Genomic DNA, 15,798 nt, shown 5'->3' on the forward strand with positions numbered 1-15,798 from the left:
GGTCGCCGCCGGGCTCCCCGTGCCCGGGCCCCTGCGCCCGAAGTGCGCCGAGCGCCGGAGGTGCCCGGCGCGGCGCTACTTCTTGGCGCCGTCCTTGGTCTCGGCGGCGTCCGCGGTCAGCGCGGCGATGAAGGCCTCCTGGGGCACCTCGACCCGGCCGACCATCTTCATCCGCTTCTTGCCCTCCTTCTGCTTCTCCAGCAGCTTGCGCTTGCGCGTGATGTCACCGCCGTAGCACTTGGAGAGGACGTCCTTGCGGATGGCGCGGACGGTCTCGCGCGCGATGACGCGCGCGCCGATGGCCGCCTGGACCGGCACCTCGAACTGCTGGCGCGGGATCAGCTTCTGCAGGCGCCCCGCCATCAGCGTCCCGTAGGCGTAGGCCTTGTCCTTGTGGACGATCGCGCTGAAGGCGTCGACCTTCTCGCCCTGCAGGAGGACGTCGACCTTGACGAGGTCGGCCGCCTGGTCCCCCGAGGGCTCGTAGTCCAGCGAGGCGTAGCCCTTGGTCTTGGACTTCAGCTGGTCGAAGAAGTCGAAGACGATCTCGGCCAGCGGCAGCACGTAGCGCAGCTCGACGCGCTCGGGCGAGAGGTAGTCCATGCCCTGCAGCTCGCCCCGACGGCCCTGGCACAGCTCCATGACCGCCCCGATGAAGTCGCTCGGCGCCAGCACGGTGGCCTTGACCACCGGCTCTCGGACCTCCTTGACCTTGCCCTCGGGGAACTCGCTCGGGTTGGTCACCGTGGAGACCGCGCCGTCGTCCATGTGGACCTCGTAGACCACGCTCGGCGCGGTCGAGATGAGGTCGAGGTCGAACTCGCGCTCGAGCCGCTCGCGGACGATCTCCAGGTGCAGCAGGCCGAGGAAGCCGCAGCGGAAGCCGAAGCCGAGGGCGACGGACGTCTCGGGCTCGTAGACCAGCGCGGCGTCGTTGAGCTTGAGCTTGTCCAGCGCGTCCCGCAGCACCGGGTAGTCCGACCCGTCGAGGGGGAACAGCCCCGAGAAGACCATCGGGCGCGGGTCGCGGTAGCCGCCGAGGGACTCCGTGGCCGGCTTGGCGGAGTCCGTGACCGTGTCACCCACGCGGGACTGGCGCACGTCCTTCACGCCGGTGATGAGGTAGCCGACCTCGCCGACCCCGAGCCCCTTGGACGGGGTCGGCTCCGGCGAGCTGACGCCGATCTCGAGCAGCTCGTGCGTCGCGCGCGTCGACATCATGGCGATCTTCTGGCGCGGGTCGAGGTGGCCGTCGATGACCCGGACGTAGGTGATGACGCCCCGGTAGGTGTCGTAGACCGAGTCGAAGATCATGGCGCGCGCCGGCGCGTCCGCGTCGCCGACGGGCGGCGGCACCCGCTGGACGATGCGGTCCAGCAGCTCGGGGACGCCCTCGCCGGTCTTCCCGCTGACGCGCAGGACGTCCTCGGGGGCGCAGCCGACGAGGCCGGCGATCTCCGCGGCGTACTTCTCCGGCTGCGCGGCGGGCAGGTCGATCTTGTTGAGCACCGGGATGATCTCGAGGTCGCCCTCCATCGCCAGGTACAGGTTGGCGAGGGTCTGGGCCTCGATGCCCTGCGAGGCGTCGACGAGCAGGACGGCGCCCTCGCAGGCCGCGAGCGAGCGCGAGACCTCGTACGTGAAGTCGACGTGGCCCGGCGTGTCGATCATGTTGAGCGCGTGGGGCACGCCGTCGAGCGTCCACGGCATCCGCACGGCCTGGCTCTTGATGGTGATGCCGCGCTCGCGCTCGATGTCCATGCGGTCGAGGTACTGCGCGCGCATCGCACGGGCGTCGACGACGCCCGTGATCTGCAGCATGCGGTCGGCCAGCGTCGACTTGCCGTGGTCGATGTGGGCGATGATCGAGAAGTTCCGCAGCAGCGCGGGGGCCGTCGTCGAGGGCTCGATGCCCCCCACCGACCCGTCGGGGGCGTGCGCGGCGTCGCTGCGGGCCGGGGCGCTCACGGGCTCGGGCCACCTCCGTCGGGGTCGGTGCTGGGGCGCGGTGCAGGACGGCCATGGTCGCACGGCGCCGCCGGCCGACCGGGCGCCAGCGCCGGGACCCGCGAGGAGCCGTCGCACCCCGCCGGGACGTCGTCGCGGCGCTCCTCCACCGCGTCCACCGCTCGCCCGGGCGCGCCCGCTGGAGCCCCTCGGCGCGGGAGGGGGCCCGGGAGCGCGCTGGTAGCCTTCACCGGTCGCGCCCGCGCCGCGTCCCGGTCACCCGGGGCAGCCGGGCGCTCTGGCACCGCCACCGCCGGGCTCACCGCCCGGGTCGTGGCCGCCTCGCACACCTTCGAGAACGAGCCCGACCCGACCGACCTGGAGCTGTCACCCGTGGCCAACATCAAGAGCCAGAAGAAGCGCATCCTCACCAACGAGAAGGCGCGCCTGCGCAACAAGGCCGTCAAGTCCGAGCTGAAGTCGGCCGTCCGCTCGGTCCGCGAGGCTGCGGCCTCCGGCGACCGCGGCGCCGCCGAGACCGCTCTCGCGCGCGCCTCGCGCCGCCTCGACAAGGCCGTGAGCAAGGGCGTCATCCACAAGAACCAGGCGGCGAACCGCAAGCAGTCGCTCGCCAAGCGCGTCGCCTCGGTCTGAGGCACCGACCGCCGCGGCGGTCCCCCGCACGACGCCGAAGGGCGCGTCCCGTCTCCGGGACGCGCCCTTCGGCGTCTGGTGGCTCGGCGCCTGGTGGCTCGGGGCCTGCTGGCGGAGCGTCGGGTGGCGGCGGTGCTCAGCCGCCGAGCACGACCGTCCACTCGCGCACCGAGCGCACCTCGACGACGCCGTCGCGGCGGAACGGGTCGGCCTCGAGCATCTCGCGGACCGCTGCCTCGTCGTCGGCCCGGTAGACCAGGCAGGCGCCCGTGCCGTCGGCCCAGGGCCCCGACATCACGAGCGACCCCCGCTCGAGGAGCGCGGCCAGGTGCTCGCGGTGCGCGGGGCGGGAGGCCGCCACGGCCTCGGGCGCGGCGGTGTAGACGATCTCGGCGACGTAGTGGCTCACGAGGTCTCCCAGGGGTGGTGGTCGGGTCGGTCGGGGCGGGCGTCGCGCGCCCCCCGCCGGGCGGGGGCGCCGCAGGGACGGGAGCGTGTCACCGCTCGTGGGCGTCGCAGAGGGCGAGGACGGCGCGCTCGAGGGCGTAGACCGGGTCGCGGCCGCCGCCCTTGACCGCCGCGTCGGTCTCGGCCAGCAGGACGATGCCGGCGCCGAGCGCCTGCGGGGTCCAGCCGCGCAGCTCCCGGCGGGTGCGGTCGACCATCCACGGGGCCATGCCGAGGGCCTTGGCGACCTCGTCCCCACGGCCCCGCGAGCCGCCGACGAGCACCATCTGCCGCAGCCGGATCGCGAGGACGGCCACGATGGGCACCGGGTCGAGCCCGGTGGCCACGGCCTGGCGCAGCAGGGCCAGCGCCTCGGCCCGGTGCCCGGCCACGACGGCGTCGGCCACCCGGAAGCCGGTGGCCTCGACGCGTCCGCCGTAGTAGCGCTGGACGTCCTCGACCTCGACCGTGCCGGAGGTGTCCGAGACCAGCTGGGCGCAGGAGGCCGCGAGCTCGCGCAGGTCCGACCCCACCGCGTCCACGAGCGCGCGCGCGCCCGTGGCCGAGATGCGCCGCCGCGAGGCCTCGAACTCCAGGCCGACGAACTCCAGCTTCTCCGCGTCCTTCTTCAGCGGGGGGCAGTCGACGACGACGGCCCCGGGGTGCTGGCGCGCGGCGTCGAGCACCTTGCGCGCCCGCGCCCCACCGGCGTGCCGCAGCACCAGCACGACGTCGTCCGCGGGAGCGGCCAGGTAGGCCAGCACGTCGTCCTCGAAGCCCTCCCCCGGCGCCTCGACGCCCGTGACGACGGCGAGCCGCGGCTCCCCGAAGAGCGAGGGGCTGGCCGCGGCCTCGAGCTGCCCCCGCTCGTAGCCGGCGGCGTCGAGGGCCACCACCTCCAGCTCGGGGTGCTCGGCGCGGTGCAGCGCCGTGACGCGGGCGACGGCGCGCTCGGCCAGGACCTGCTCGGAGCCCGTCACCAGCACCACCGGCGCGGGTGCGGCCTCGCGCCAGCCCCTCCCGGAGGGGGCGCGCGAGGAGCGGCTCGACGACGCCCTGCCGGTCGACGGCCGCTGCTGCCGGGTGCCCTGCGCCACGGCGGGCAGCCTGCCACGGGCCACCGACGGAGCTCCTCCCCTCGCGTGCGGACGCCTGCCCGCCGAGGCTGCCGGAGCGGCCTGGTGACCCGGTGAAGGGCTCAGCGGCCGACGGCTCGGCGGCTCAGCGGTCGGCGGCTCAGCGGTCGGCGGCTCAGCGGCTCAGCGGCTCAGCGGCTCAGCAGGTCTGCCCACCGGAGCCGGTCCGCCGGGGCGTGAGGACCAGCGCGTCCGGCGGCCCCGAGACGGCGACCTCCCCGGACACCGAGGTGCAGGCGACCAGGGCGCCCCCGGCGCCGACGAGCTCCAGCGCGCGGTCCGTGGGGTGCCCGTAGGTGTTCTCGCCCACGCCGACGAGCGCGGCTCGCGGAGCGGCCAGCTGCGCCAGCCCGGGGTCCTGGTCGGAGGAGCCGTGGTGGGCCACCCCGAGGACGTCCACCGGCCAGACGGAGGGGTCGGCGGCAGTGGCCCGCCGCAGCGCGGCCTGCGCCTGCGCCCCGAGGTCGCCGAGCACGACGAGCCGCACCTGCGAGGCCTCGAGCGCGACGACGACGCTCGCGTCGTTGGCGCCGTCGTCCTCGCCGCTGCCCGTGGCCGCCGCCGGCGCGCCCGCCGCACCTGCGGGCGCGGGGGCGAGCACCCGCCAGGCGACGTCGCCCGCCCCACCGGCCGCACCAGCGGCGCCCACGGCGACCGGCACGCCCGCCTCGGCGAGCTGCTGCCCGACGCGCTCGGACGCCGGAGCCGGGACGGGCAGGGGGCTGACGAGCGCCCGGACGACGTCCCGGGCGTCCAGCACGCCCTCGAGCCCGTCCACGTGGTCGGCGTGGAAGTGGCTGAGCACGAGCAGGTCGACCCGGGCGACGCCGAGCCGGTCGAGGCACCCCCGCACGGCGCCGGGGTCGGGCCCGGCGTCCACGACGACGGCCGCGTCCGGCCCGCTGCGGACCGCGAGCGCCGAGCCCTGGCCGACGTCGCACTGCACGGCGACCCAGTCGGCGGGCGGCCACGCGCCTCCGCCCAGGCGGGAGCGGGTGGGGGGCCACAGCGCGGCGGCGACCACGAGGCAGGCGACCGCCGCCGCCGCGACCAGCGCCCGCCGCCGGCCCGCGGAGGACCGTCCCGAGCGCGACCGTCCCGAGCGCGACCGGCCCGGCGAGGAGCGACCCGAGGAGGACCCACCCCGCGCGGAGCGGCCCGGGGAGGACCGGTGCGACGGCGACGTCCGCGCGGGGAGGCCACCCACCCGCGGGACGGCCCGGGGGCGGGAGCGCTCGCCGTCGCGGTGCGCGGTCCCGTCGGCGGCGGCGTCCCCGTGCGCGCGCACGGTCGTCCTGGCGACGGCGAGCGCAGCGGGCAGCAGGACGAGGGCGCCCAGCAGGGCCGCGGCGAGCAGGGCCGCTCCCGGCCACCCCCCGGGCCAGGGGGCGGTGGCCCCCGGCAGCGCGGCCGCCGCGCGGGCCACGAGGGCGACCCACCCGGCCGCCCACCCGGCGGGCACGGCCAGGAGCTGCGCCAGCGCCGGGGACGCCGGCGCCGCCGCGAGCGCCACCACGCCCAGCACCGTCGCCGGGGCGACCGCCGGGGCGGCCAGGAGGTTGGCGGGGACCGCGACCACCGACACCCGCGGGTCGAGCAGCAGCAGCACCGGCGCGCACACCGCCTGCGCGGCCAGCGGCACGGCCACCACGACCGCCGCCCGCGGCGGCAGGACGCGCGCCAGCGCGTCCGCCCAGGGCCGCGCGAGGACGAGCAGGGCGCCCGTCCCGAGGACCGACAGCGCGAAGCCGACCGACCTCGAGGCCCAGGGGTCGAGCACGACGAGCACGACGACCGCCGCGGCCAGGGGCGGCACGCCCCGGCCGGGCCGCGCGGCGAGCATCCCGACCAGCGCGGTGGCCGCCATCACCCCCGCGCGCAGCACGCTCGGGTCCGGGCCGGCGACCGCGACGAAGGCGGCCAGCGCCAGCGCCGCCAGCGCGGCCCGCAGGCCGCGGCGCGCTCCCAGCAGCGCCGCCGCTCCCAGCACCGCGCCGACGAGCACCGCGGTGTTGCCGCCGCTGACCGCGGTCAGGTGGGCCAGTCCCGCCGCGCGCATCGCCTCCTCGAGGTCCGGGGGCAGCGCGGAGGTGTCCCCGACCACGAGCCCCGGGAGCAGCCCGCGCGCGTCGCGCGGCAGGGGCTCGACGGCCTCGCGCAGCCCGGCGCGCAGGTCCGCGGCCCTCCCGCGCCACCCGTCGGGGGCCGCCCGCGCGCGCACCGGGCCCTGCACCCGCAGGACGGCGACCACGTCGTCCCCGGCCTCCGTCGGCTGCAGCCGGCCGACGACCTCGACCCGCTCGTCCCGGCGGAGCCCCGCCACCGCCGGTCCTCCGACCAGCAGCAGCCGCCCGCGCGCCTCGGCGACCGCGCCCCGCCCGAGGACCTGCAGCGCGGCGACGCGCACCACCCACCGCTCCGGAGAGCTCCCGCCTGCCGCCTCGTCGTCCCCCGTGCCGTCGGCGGCCCCCGGGTCGGATCCGTGCCCGACCGCGGGGGCGCGGACGGGGGACGGGTCGGCGGCCACCCGCACGAGGACCTGGGCGACGGCCCGGCGCTCGACGAGGTCGGTCAGCAGACCGGCGGAGGCCTCAGCGGTGCGCAGCCCCGCCGAGGTGACCGCGCCGGCGGTGACGACCGCCACCAGCGCGAGCGCACCCGCGCGCGGGTGGACCGCGGCACGTCCCCGGGCAGCCCCCGCGGGGCCCCTCGCCCCGCCCTCGCCCGGGCACCCCCTGCACCGCAGCAGCACGACGGCCAGCACCACGAGGGCCAGCACCACGAGGGCCAGGGCCCCCAGGAGCGAGAGCCGGGCCGGCGCGCCCACGGCGACGGCCGCCCCGCCCCAGGCCCCCGCTGCCGCCGGCACCAGGCGCAGGTCGTCGCGGTGCACCGCGGGCTCGGGCACCTGCGGCGCCCCGGCCCCGTCGACGCGTCCGCGGGGACCCGCCCCCGGGCGCCGGTCCTCGGCCCGCGGCCGGAGCACCGCCGCGCCAGCGCCCTCCACGTCAGACCGCCACGAGCTCGCGCAGGTCGGCCAGCCGGGCCTCGCCGATGCCGCTGACCTCGCCGAGCTCCTCCACGCTCGTGAAGGAGCCCAGCTCCGCCCGGGTGTCGAGGATGCGCTGCGCCAGCACCGGTCCGATGCCCGGCAGCGCGTCGAGGTCGGCGGCCGTGGCCGTGTTGAGGTCCAGCACCGCGCCCGCCGCACCAGCCGCTGCTGCCGGCCCCGCGGCAGCGCCGTCGCCGGCCCCCGCCCCCGGGGGCGTGGCGGGGGTGACCGGTGCGGGCACCACCTCCTCGCCGGGGGCGGGCACGAGGACCTGCTCGCCGTCGACCACCGGGCGCGCGAGGTTGACCCGCGCGAGGTCGGCCTCGGGCGTCGCGCCCCCGGCGGCCTCGAGCGCGTCGACCACGCGGGCGCCCGGGGGCAGCCGGACGACGCCGGGCGCGGCCACGCGCCCGGCGACGTGCACCACCAGCTCCGCCGGAGGCGGCGGCGCGCTCCCCGCGGCCGGGTCGGCCGGGTCGGCCGGGTCGGCCGGGTCGGGTGGGGCGGGTGGCGTCACCGGGGCGACCGGCGCAGCTCCCGGTGGGGGCGGCGCCGCGGTCTCTGCCGCCGTGCCCGTCCCCGCCGCGACGGGCGCAGCAGGAGCCGAGGACGCCGCTGCGGTCGAGCGCACGGGCACCGGCAGCCCGGGCGCGGTGGCCGAGGAGCGCACGGCGAGCGCCACGACGACGACCGCGGCCACGAGGATGGCGGCCGTGACCGCCGGCAGCGGGACGGCCCAGCGGCCCCGGCGCACCGAGACCGGGACCCGGTCGGCGAGCGCGTCCCGCAGCGAGGGCCACACCCCCAGCCCCTCGGCGAGGTCCGGGTCCGCCAGCGGTCGCGAGGAGCCCCGCCGCGCCCCGCGGCCGTGCCGACCGCGGCCACCGCCGTGGGGACCCACCTCCCCGCGCCCGCCCTCGTCCAGGTCGTCCGCGTCCAGGTCGTCCGCGTCCAGGTCGCCGTCGTCCAGGTCGCCGTCGTCCAGGTCCTCCGCCTCGAGCCCGCGCCGGACGGCGGCCTCCCCACCGGGCGGACGGGAGCGCCCGAGCACGGCGTCGAGGCGCTCGCGCACGAGCGCGGCGTCGGTGCCCCTGCCTCCTGCCACGCCTCCTGCCACGTCCGGGACCCTGCCCCCGTGGCCGCGGGCCCCCTCCGCCGACCGCCCGACCTGTTGACGCCGGGCCCGCCCGCCCGCCTGTGCGCGCCCCGCGGACACCGCCGCCGTCCCTTCCGCCGCGGGCGCCGGGCCCCTACGGTCTGCTCCGCCCCACCGACCGCTCGTGCCCGCACCGACGCCGCACCGCCGCGGCGGAGCCTCGCCCGCCCCGGGGGCGCACGAGGCCAGCCCCCGAGGAGGAACCCGCCGTGGACGCCGCCACCTCCCCCGAGCACCACCCCGATCGGCCGACCGGGCGGGGGGCCGCGGACGGCCCCGCCGCGCCCGGGGGACGCACCGAGCCGCCCGACGCCGGCCCCGGTGCGGACGTGCCCCAGCGGCGCCCGGGGCTGCGGCGGGTGGGCCCGGGCATCGTCGTCGCCGCGACCGGGGTGGGCGCCGGGGACCTCGTGGCCACCCTCATCGCCGGCGCCGAGCTGGGGTACGTCCTGCTGTGGGCGGCCGTCGTCGGCTGCGTCGTGAAGATCTCCCTCGCCGAGGCGGTGGGGCGCTTCCACCTGGCCACGGGGACGACGGTCATCCAGGGCTGGCGCTCGCTGACCCGCTGGGCCACGGGCTACTTCGGCGCCTACATCGTCCTGTGGGGCTTCGTCTACGGCGCCACGGCGATGACGGCGAGCGCCCTCCCGCTCGCCGCCCTCTTCCCCGGCCTCCTGCCCCTGCCGGCCTGGGGCGCGCTGTGCGGCGTCCTCGGCCTCGTCCTGGCCCTGACGAGCCGCTACGCCGTCTTCGAGAAGATCATGACCGCCCTCATCGGCGTCATGTTCGTCGTCGTCGTCGGGCTCGCCGTCCTCGTCGCCCCGGACGTGCCCGCGATGCTCGCCGGGCTGGTCCCCCGCCTCCCCGACGGCTCGGTGATCTACACGCTCGGCCTCGTCGGCGGGGTGGGCGGCACCATCACCATGGCCGCCTACGGGTACTGGGTGAACGCCAAGGGCTGGCGCGACGCCGGGTGGGTGCGGGTCATGCGCTGGGACAACCGGATCGCCTACGTCACCACGGGCGTCTTCGTCGTGGCGATGCTCGTCGTGGGCACCGAGCTGCTCAACGCCGCGCAGATCAGCCTGGAGGGCGGGGACCGCGGGCTCCTCGACCTCGGCGAGGTCCTCGAGGACCGCTTCGGCCCCGTCGTGGCGACGACGTTCCTCGTGGGCTTCTTCGCCGCGGCCTTCAGCTCGCTCCTGGGGGTCTGGAACGGCGTCAGCCTGCTGTTCGCCGACTTCGTGGCCACGGTCCGCGGGGGGAGCGGCTCGCCGGCTCGCGCGGACCGACCGGAGCGCACCGCGCCGTTCCGCGCGTACGTCCTGTGGCTGACCTTCCCGCCGATGCTCCTGCTGCTGGTCGACCAGCCCTTCCAGCTCGTGCTCGCCTACGGGGTGCTGGGCGCGCTCTTCATGCCCTTCCTGGCCGGCACGCTGCTGTGGCTGCTCAACACCTCGCGCGTGCCGCGGGCCTGGCGCAACGGCTGGCTGAGCAACGTGCTGCTCACCGTCGCGGGCCTGCTCTTCGTCGTCCTGTGCGTCGAGCAGCTGCGCAGCTACCTCGCCTGACCGCCCTCGACGGACGCGACCCGGCTGCGGCGTCCGGCGCCGTCGGCGGGCCGCACTACCCTGCGGACCCGTGGCTCCCGACTCCTCCGCCCCCGCCGAGACCGGCTCCTCCGCAGCGGCCGACGCGCCCGCCAGCCGCTACGACGCCGCCCTCGCGGCGCGCGTGGAGGCGCGGTGGCAGCAGCGGTGGCTCGACGACGACGTGTACGCGGCGCGCGAGCCGCAGCCCGGCTCGAGCACGGCCTTCGTCATGGACATGTTCCCCTACCCCTCGGGAGCGGGCCTGCACGTCGGGCACCCGCTGGGCTACATCGCGACCGACGTCTACAGCCGCTACCTGCGGATGTCCGGCCGCGAGGTGCTCCACACCCTCGGCTACGACGCGTTCGGCCTGCCGGCCGAGCAGTACGCCGTCCAGACCGGCACGCACCCGCGCACCTCCACGCTGGCCAACATCGCGACGATGCGCGAGCAGCTGCGCCGCCTCGGGCTGGGCCACGACCCGCACCGCTCGGTCTCCACGATCGACCCCGGGTACTACCGGTGGACGCAGTGGATCTTCCTGCAGGTCTTCGGCTCCTGGTACGACGACGAGCAGCAGCGCGCCCGGCCGATCACCGAGCTCGTGGCCGCGTTCGCCGACGGCTCGCGCCCCACGCCCGACGGCCGCCCGTGGGCCGACCTGACGCCGGTCGAGCGCGACGAGGTGCTCTCGCGCCACCGCCTGGCCTACGTCGACGAGGCGCCGGTCAACTGGTGCCCGGGTCTCGGCACGGTGCTGGCCAACGAGGAGGTCACGGCCGACAACCGCTCCGAGCGCGGCAACTTCCCCGTCTTCACCGCCTCCCTGCGCCAGTGGAAGATGCGGATCACGGCCTACGCCGACCGCCTGGTCGACGACCTCGAGCCGCTGGACTGGCCCGAGGCCATCAAGATCCAGCAGCGGCACTGGATCGGGCGCAGCGCCGGGGCCCACGTGCGCTTCGCCGTCGAGGGCGGGGAGGGCGCCGGGGACGGCGTCGTCGAGGTCTTCACGACGCGCCCCGACACGCTCTTCGGCGCCACCTACCTGGTCCTCGCGCCCGAGCACCCGCTCGTGGACACCGTGCTGCCGGCGTCGTGGCCGGCGCGGACGCCGGCCGGGGACCCGCTGCCTCACAGCTGGACCGGGGGCGCCGCGACGCCGCGCGAGGCGGTGCACGCCTACGCCCGCCGCGCCGCCGCGCGCACGGAGGTCGAGCGCCAGGAGGAGGGGAAGGTCAAGACCGGGGTCTTCACCGGCGCCACGGCGACCCACCCGGCGACGGGCGAGCAGGTGCCCGTCTTCGTCGCCGACTACGTGCTCATGGGCTACGGCACCGGCGCGATCATGGCGGTGCCCGCGCACGACCAGCGCGACTTCGACTTCGCGCGCGCCCTCGAGCTGCCGCTGCGCTGCGTCGTGGTGCCCACCGACGACCGCGGCCAGGACGCCTCGACGTGGGCCACCGCGTGGACGGCCAAGGACGGCGTCGTCACGGGCTCGGACGCCCGCGGGCGCCTGGGCGCCGAGGGCGTGGTCCTCGACGGGCTCGCCGTCCCCGACGCCGTCGAGCGCATGTCCTCCTGGCTCGCCGAGCGCGGCCAGGGCCGCCCGACGACGACCTACCGCCTGCGCGACTGGCTCTTCAGCCGGCAGCGCTACTGGGGCGAGCCCTTCCCCGTCGTCTACGACGCCGACGGCGTCGCGCACGCGCTGCCGGACTCGATGCTGCCGGTCGAGCTGCCCGAGGTCGACGACTACTCGCCGCGCACCTTCGACCCCGACGACGCCGACACCTCCCCCGAGACGCCGCTGTCGCGGCGCCAGGACTGGGTGGAGGTCACCCTCGACCTCGGGAACGGGCCGCAGACCTACCGGCGCGAGACCAACACCATGCCCAACTGGGCCGGGTCGTGCTGGTACGAGCTGCGCTACCTCGACCCGACGAACAGCGAGCGCCTCGTCGACCCCGAGCTCGAGCGCGCCTGGATGGGCCCCCGCGAGGACAAGCCGCTGGGCGGCGTCGACCTGTACGTGGGCGGTGCCGAGCACGCCGTCCTGCACCTGCTCTACGCGCGGTTCTGGCACAAGGTGCTGCACGACCTCGGCCACGTCAGCTCCTCGGAGCCCTTCCACCGCCTGTTCAACCAGGGGATGATCCAGGCGTACGTCTTCCGCGACGCCCGCGGCATCGCCGTCCCGGCGGCGGAGGTCGAGGAGGCCGAGGGGCCCTCGGGCACCTCGTACTCCTGGCAGGAACAGCCCGTCACCCGCGAGCTGGGCAAGATGGGCAAGTCGCTGAAGAACGCCGTGGCGCCCGACGAGATCGCCGCCGAGTACGGCGCCGACACCCTGCGCCTGTACGAGATGGGCATGGGGCCCCTCGACGCCGCCCGGCCGTGGGAGACCCGCGCCGTCGTCGGCTCCTACCGCTTCCTGCAGCGCCTGTGGCGCAACGTGGTCGACGAGGAGACCGGTGACCTGCGCGTCACCGACGAGCCCGTCGACGACGCCACGGCGCGCGCGCTGGCGCGCACGGTCGACGGCGTCCGCCGCGACTACGAGGGCCTGCGCTTCAACACCGCCCTCGCCAAGGTCATCGAGCTGAACAACCACCTCGTCAAGCGCGGGTCGACCCCGCGGGAGGTGGCCGAGCAGCTGGTCCTGCTCATCGCCCCGCTCGCCCCGCACGTCGCGGAGGAGCTCTGGGAGCGGCTCGGGCACACCGGCTCGCTGGTCCGCGAGCCGTTCCCGACGGCGGACGAGGCGCTGCTGGTCGAGGTCGAGGTCACCGCCGTCGTCCAGGTCAGGGGCAAGGTCCGCGCCCGCCTGCAGGTGCCCGCCGACATCGGCGAGGACGAGCTGCGCGAGCGCGCCCTCGCCGACCCCGGCGTCCAGCGCGTCGTCGGGGACTCCCCCGTCCGCAAGGTCGTCGTCCGCGCGCCCTCGCTGGTCAACGTCGTCGTCTGACCGCGGGACCGCGCCCCTCCCGCAGGAGGGGCGCGGCCCGCAGCCCCGGGCCGCGCGCCCTCATCGCTGGACCGCCCGGCCGAACCGCTCCGACCACTCCCCCAGGAGCGCCACGAGCTCCGGCGGGTGCACGTCGCGGATCTCGCACCCCGCTCGCCCGAGCGCGGAGGCGACCCAGTCCAGGGCGTCGGGCTTAGGGACACCCGGCAGCGACCGCCGGGCAGGTCCTCGACGGGCGCCCAGGCGCCCAGCCGGTCCCTGGCGCGGTCGGCGGGGCAGTCCAGGACGGCGCGCACCTCGTGCCCGAGGGGCGCGGTGTCGAGGCGGTGCCGGACCCACGCGGCGACGTCGGCGTCGGGCAGGTCGCGACGGCGGAAGCGCGCACCGCACCCCTCGGCCGAGGCGATGCGGTCGACGCGGAAGACCCGCCAGTCCGCGCGGTCGAGGTCGTGGGCCAGCAGGTACCAGTTCCGCCAGAGCGGGACGAGGTGGTGGGGCTCGACGCTGCGCGTGCTCGCCCTCCCGTCGGCCCCGGTGTAGGCGAGGACGAGGCGCTCCCCGGCCTGCGCGGCCTGGGCCACCGCCAGCAGCACGGCCGGGTCAGGACCCGGAGCGCCCACGGGTGCCGGACCGGACGCGGTCGTCGAGCGCAGGGCGTCCACCTGGCGCCGCAGCCGCGGAGGCATCACCCGCACCACCGTGGCCAGGGCCCGCAGCGCGGGCTCGGCGAGGGCCGGAGCGGCCCCCACGACCGTCTGCAGCCCCACGACCAGCGCGACGGCCTCGTCGTCCTGGAGCGCCAACGGGGGCAGCGACGCGCCGGCCGCGAGCTGGTACCCGCCGTGCACGCCGCGGGCGGCGGTCACGGGGTACCCGAGGTCGCGCAGGCGGTCGACGTCGCGACGCAGGGTGCGGGCGGAGACCCCCAGCCGCTCGGCGAGGTCGGCTCCGGTCCAGTCCCGCTGCGACTGCAGCAGGGAGAGCAGGCGCAGGGTGCGCGCGCTGGTAGCGGCCACCTCCCCACCCTGCCGGACCCGCGACCCGTTGCGGACGGGAACTGGCCGCTGCGCTTCCTACGGTCGCTCTCGTCCACAGCAGCGACGTCGTGCGGAGGTCCAGATGATCAGTCCCGGGAAGTGGTCGGAGATCGAGGTGCTGGTCGGCTACCTCGACCAGCAGATGTCGGCGATCCGCGCGTCGGCGCACGGCCTGACCGAGGAGCAGGCGCGGCGGACGCCGTGCCGCAGCGCCCTGTCGATCGGCGGGATCCTCAAGCACGTCAGCCACGTCCTCCAGGGACGGCTGACCACCACCGCGGAGCCGGACCCCGCCGACGTCGCCCGCTTCCGGGCGAGCTTCGCCCTCGCGGAGGACGAGACCCTGGCGGGTGCGCTCGAGGTCTTCGACCGCACCCGCGCGGACTACCTGGCTCGCGTGCGCGCCACCGACCCGGCCGCGGACGTGGTGGAGCCACCGGCCCCGTGGTTCGGCCAGACGGAGCCCGCTCCCTCCGTGCAGCGCTTCCGGCTCGTCCACCACGTCGAGGAGCTGGCGCGCCACGCCGGGCACGCCGACGTCCTGCGGGAGCAGATCGACGGCGCCAGCGCCGCGTCGCTGCTCGCCGCCGTGGAGGGATGGTCGCCCAACGCCTTCGTCCAGCCCTGGACCCCGCCGGAGGGCGACGTCGAGCCGCCGTCCGCGTGACGGCCACCGCTGGGCGGGTCTGGCGTCGGACGACGCCGCAGGCGGCCGCCGCGACCACGCCCCGTCGCCGGGCTCTTCCGCCCTCACCGCCCCGCAGCGGCGGGGAGGGCGGCAGGCTGAGGTCGGCGGGGCGGGGGTCGACGAGCGAGGAGGCGCACGTGAAGGTCGTGGTGGCGGGCGGGTCGGGCGCCCTGGGACGGCGGCTGTGCGACGACCTCGCGGGGCGGGGCCACGAGGTCGTGGTGCTGACGCGCTCCCCCGGCCGACCCGGCGCGCACCGCCAGGTGGGCTGGGACGGGCGCTCGGTCGGCCCGTGGGCCGCCGAGCTCGACGGCGCCGCCGTCGTGAACCTCGCCGGCGAGCTGGTCGACCGCCGTCCGACCAGGGCCGGCACCGCCCTGCTCACGCGCTCGCGCGTCGAGCCCACCCGGGCGCTGGCCGCCGCGGCCGCGCAGCGGGCGCGGCCGGTGCCGGTCTGGGTGCAGGCCTCGACCCTGGCCGTCCACGGCGACGCGGGCGACGCCGTCCTCACCGAGGCCTCGCCGCCCGCGGACGGCCCGCCGCAGATGGCCGGGGTCGCGCGCGCCTGGGAGGACGCCGCGCGCGACCTGCCGGCGCAGCGGGCGGTCCTGCTGCGCACGGGCGTCGTCCTCGAGCGCGGGACGCCCGCGCTGGACCGGCTGCTCCTCCTCGTGCGCCTGGGAGCCGGGGGACGCGTGGGCAGCGGCCGCCAGTGGGTGTCCTGGGTCCACGTCGAGGACTGGCTCGCGGTCGTCCGCACCGCGCTCGACCCGGCCGGCGGGCTCGACGGCGTCGTCGTGGCCAGCAGCCCGGCGCCGGTGCGCAACGCCGAGCTGATGGCCGAGCTGCGCCGGGCGCTGCGGCGTCCGCCCGCTCCCCCGACGCCGGCCCTCGTCGTCCGGCTCGGCGCTCTCGCGCTGCGCAGCGACCCGGCGCTCGGGCTCACGGGCCGGCGGGCCCTCCCGGTCCGGCTGCTGCGCAGCGGCTTCCACTTCGAGCACCCCGACCTGCGGGGAGCGCTCGCCGACCTGCTGCGCTGAGAGGGCGGCCGCCGGGACGTGGGCGTGGACGCAGGACGCGCAGGACCGCGTCGGAGTCCGCACCCCTCGACCTGCCCG

10 protein-coding genes and 1 pseudogene are annotated in these 15,798 nt (G+C 77.3%); 5 read left to right on the top strand and 6 right to left on the bottom strand.

Features of this window, described 5'->3' with window-relative positions; translation table 11 throughout:
• Window positions 1-75: 75 nt before the first annotated feature.
• On the bottom strand, window positions 76-1,920 hold the full coding sequence (gene lepA / locus Q0848_RS04585; RefSeq protein ID WP_299035795.1) for a translation elongation factor 4: 1,845 nt from the start codon (window positions 1,918-1,920) through the stop codon (window positions 76-78).
• 420 nt (window positions 1,921-2,340) lie between these two features.
• Here lepA and rpsT point away from each other — a divergent pair, with 420 nt between their 5' ends.
• On the top strand, window positions 2,341-2,601 hold the full coding sequence (gene rpsT / locus Q0848_RS04590) for a 30S ribosomal protein S20 (RefSeq protein ID WP_299035797.1): 261 nt from the start codon (window positions 2,341-2,343) through the stop codon (window positions 2,599-2,601).
• A 136-nt stretch (window positions 2,602-2,737) separates the two neighbouring features.
• Here the strand turns inward: rpsT and Q0848_RS04595 are convergent, their stop codons facing one another.
• From Q0848_RS04595 to Q0848_RS04610, 4 genes are all read right to left on the bottom strand, one after another.
• On the bottom strand, window positions 2,738-3,010 hold the full coding sequence (locus tag Q0848_RS04595) for a YciI family protein (RefSeq protein ID WP_299035461.1): 273 nt from the start codon (window positions 3,008-3,010) through the stop codon (window positions 2,738-2,740).
• A gap of 88 nt (window positions 3,011-3,098) precedes the next feature.
• A complete protein-coding gene (gene holA / locus Q0848_RS04600; protein WP_299035464.1) occupies window positions 3,099-4,169 on the bottom strand; it encodes a DNA polymerase III subunit delta in 1,071 nt (356 codons plus the stop codon).
• A gap of 154 nt (window positions 4,170-4,323) precedes the next feature.
• Window positions 4,324-7,092, bottom strand: a complete 2,769-nt coding sequence (locus Q0848_RS04605) for a ComEC/Rec2 family competence protein (protein ID WP_299035468.1) — start codon at window positions 7,090-7,092, stop codon at window positions 4,324-4,326.
• A 100-nt stretch (window positions 7,093-7,192) separates the two neighbouring features.
• Window positions 7,193-8,341: a ComEA family DNA-binding protein gene (locus Q0848_RS04610; RefSeq protein ID WP_299035471.1), complete on the bottom strand. Its 1,149-nt coding sequence runs from the start codon at window positions 8,339-8,341 to the stop codon at window positions 7,193-7,195.
• A 380-nt stretch (window positions 8,342-8,721) separates the two neighbouring features.
• On the opposite strand from Q0848_RS04610, the gene Q0848_RS04615 reads away from it, so the two are divergent.
• The gene (locus Q0848_RS04615; protein ID WP_366146432.1) at window positions 8,722-9,963 is read left to right on the top strand and encodes an Nramp family divalent metal transporter; all 1,242 of its coding nucleotides are present in this window, start codon (window positions 8,722-8,724) and stop codon (window positions 9,961-9,963) included.
• Window positions 9,964-10,033: 70 nt separating this feature from the next.
• Entirely contained in the window at window positions 10,034-12,955 is a 2,922-nt protein-coding gene (locus Q0848_RS04620; protein ID WP_299035475.1) for a leucine--tRNA ligase, read from the top strand.
• A gap of 60 nt (window positions 12,956-13,015) precedes the next feature.
• On the opposite strand, the pseudogene Q0848_RS18985 reads toward Q0848_RS04620, so the two are convergent.
• Window positions 13,016-13,971 (bottom strand): annotated as a pseudogene (locus Q0848_RS18985) (WYL domain-containing protein).
• Between the two features lie 103 nt (window positions 13,972-14,074).
• Here Q0848_RS18985 and Q0848_RS04625 point away from each other — a divergent pair.
• Both Q0848_RS04625 and Q0848_RS04630 read left to right on the top strand, forming a co-directional pair.
• Window positions 14,075-14,659 carry a DinB family protein gene (locus tag Q0848_RS04625; RefSeq protein ID WP_299035477.1) on the top strand — a complete coding sequence of 195 codons (585 nt, stop codon included), beginning with the start codon at window positions 14,075-14,077 and terminating at the stop codon, window positions 14,657-14,659.
• 158 nt (window positions 14,660-14,817) lie between these two features.
• Window positions 14,818-15,720 (top strand): TIGR01777 family oxidoreductase, encoded by a 903-nt coding sequence (locus Q0848_RS04630; protein ID WP_299035480.1) that lies wholly within the window; start codon window positions 14,818-14,820, stop codon window positions 15,718-15,720.
• Window positions 15,721-15,798: the final 78 nt, after the last annotated feature.

Origin of the sequence: uncultured Pseudokineococcus sp., from assembly GCF_947495735.1 — a bacterium.
Lineage (GTDB): Bacteria > Actinomycetota > Actinomycetes > Actinomycetales > Quadrisphaeraceae > Pseudokineococcus.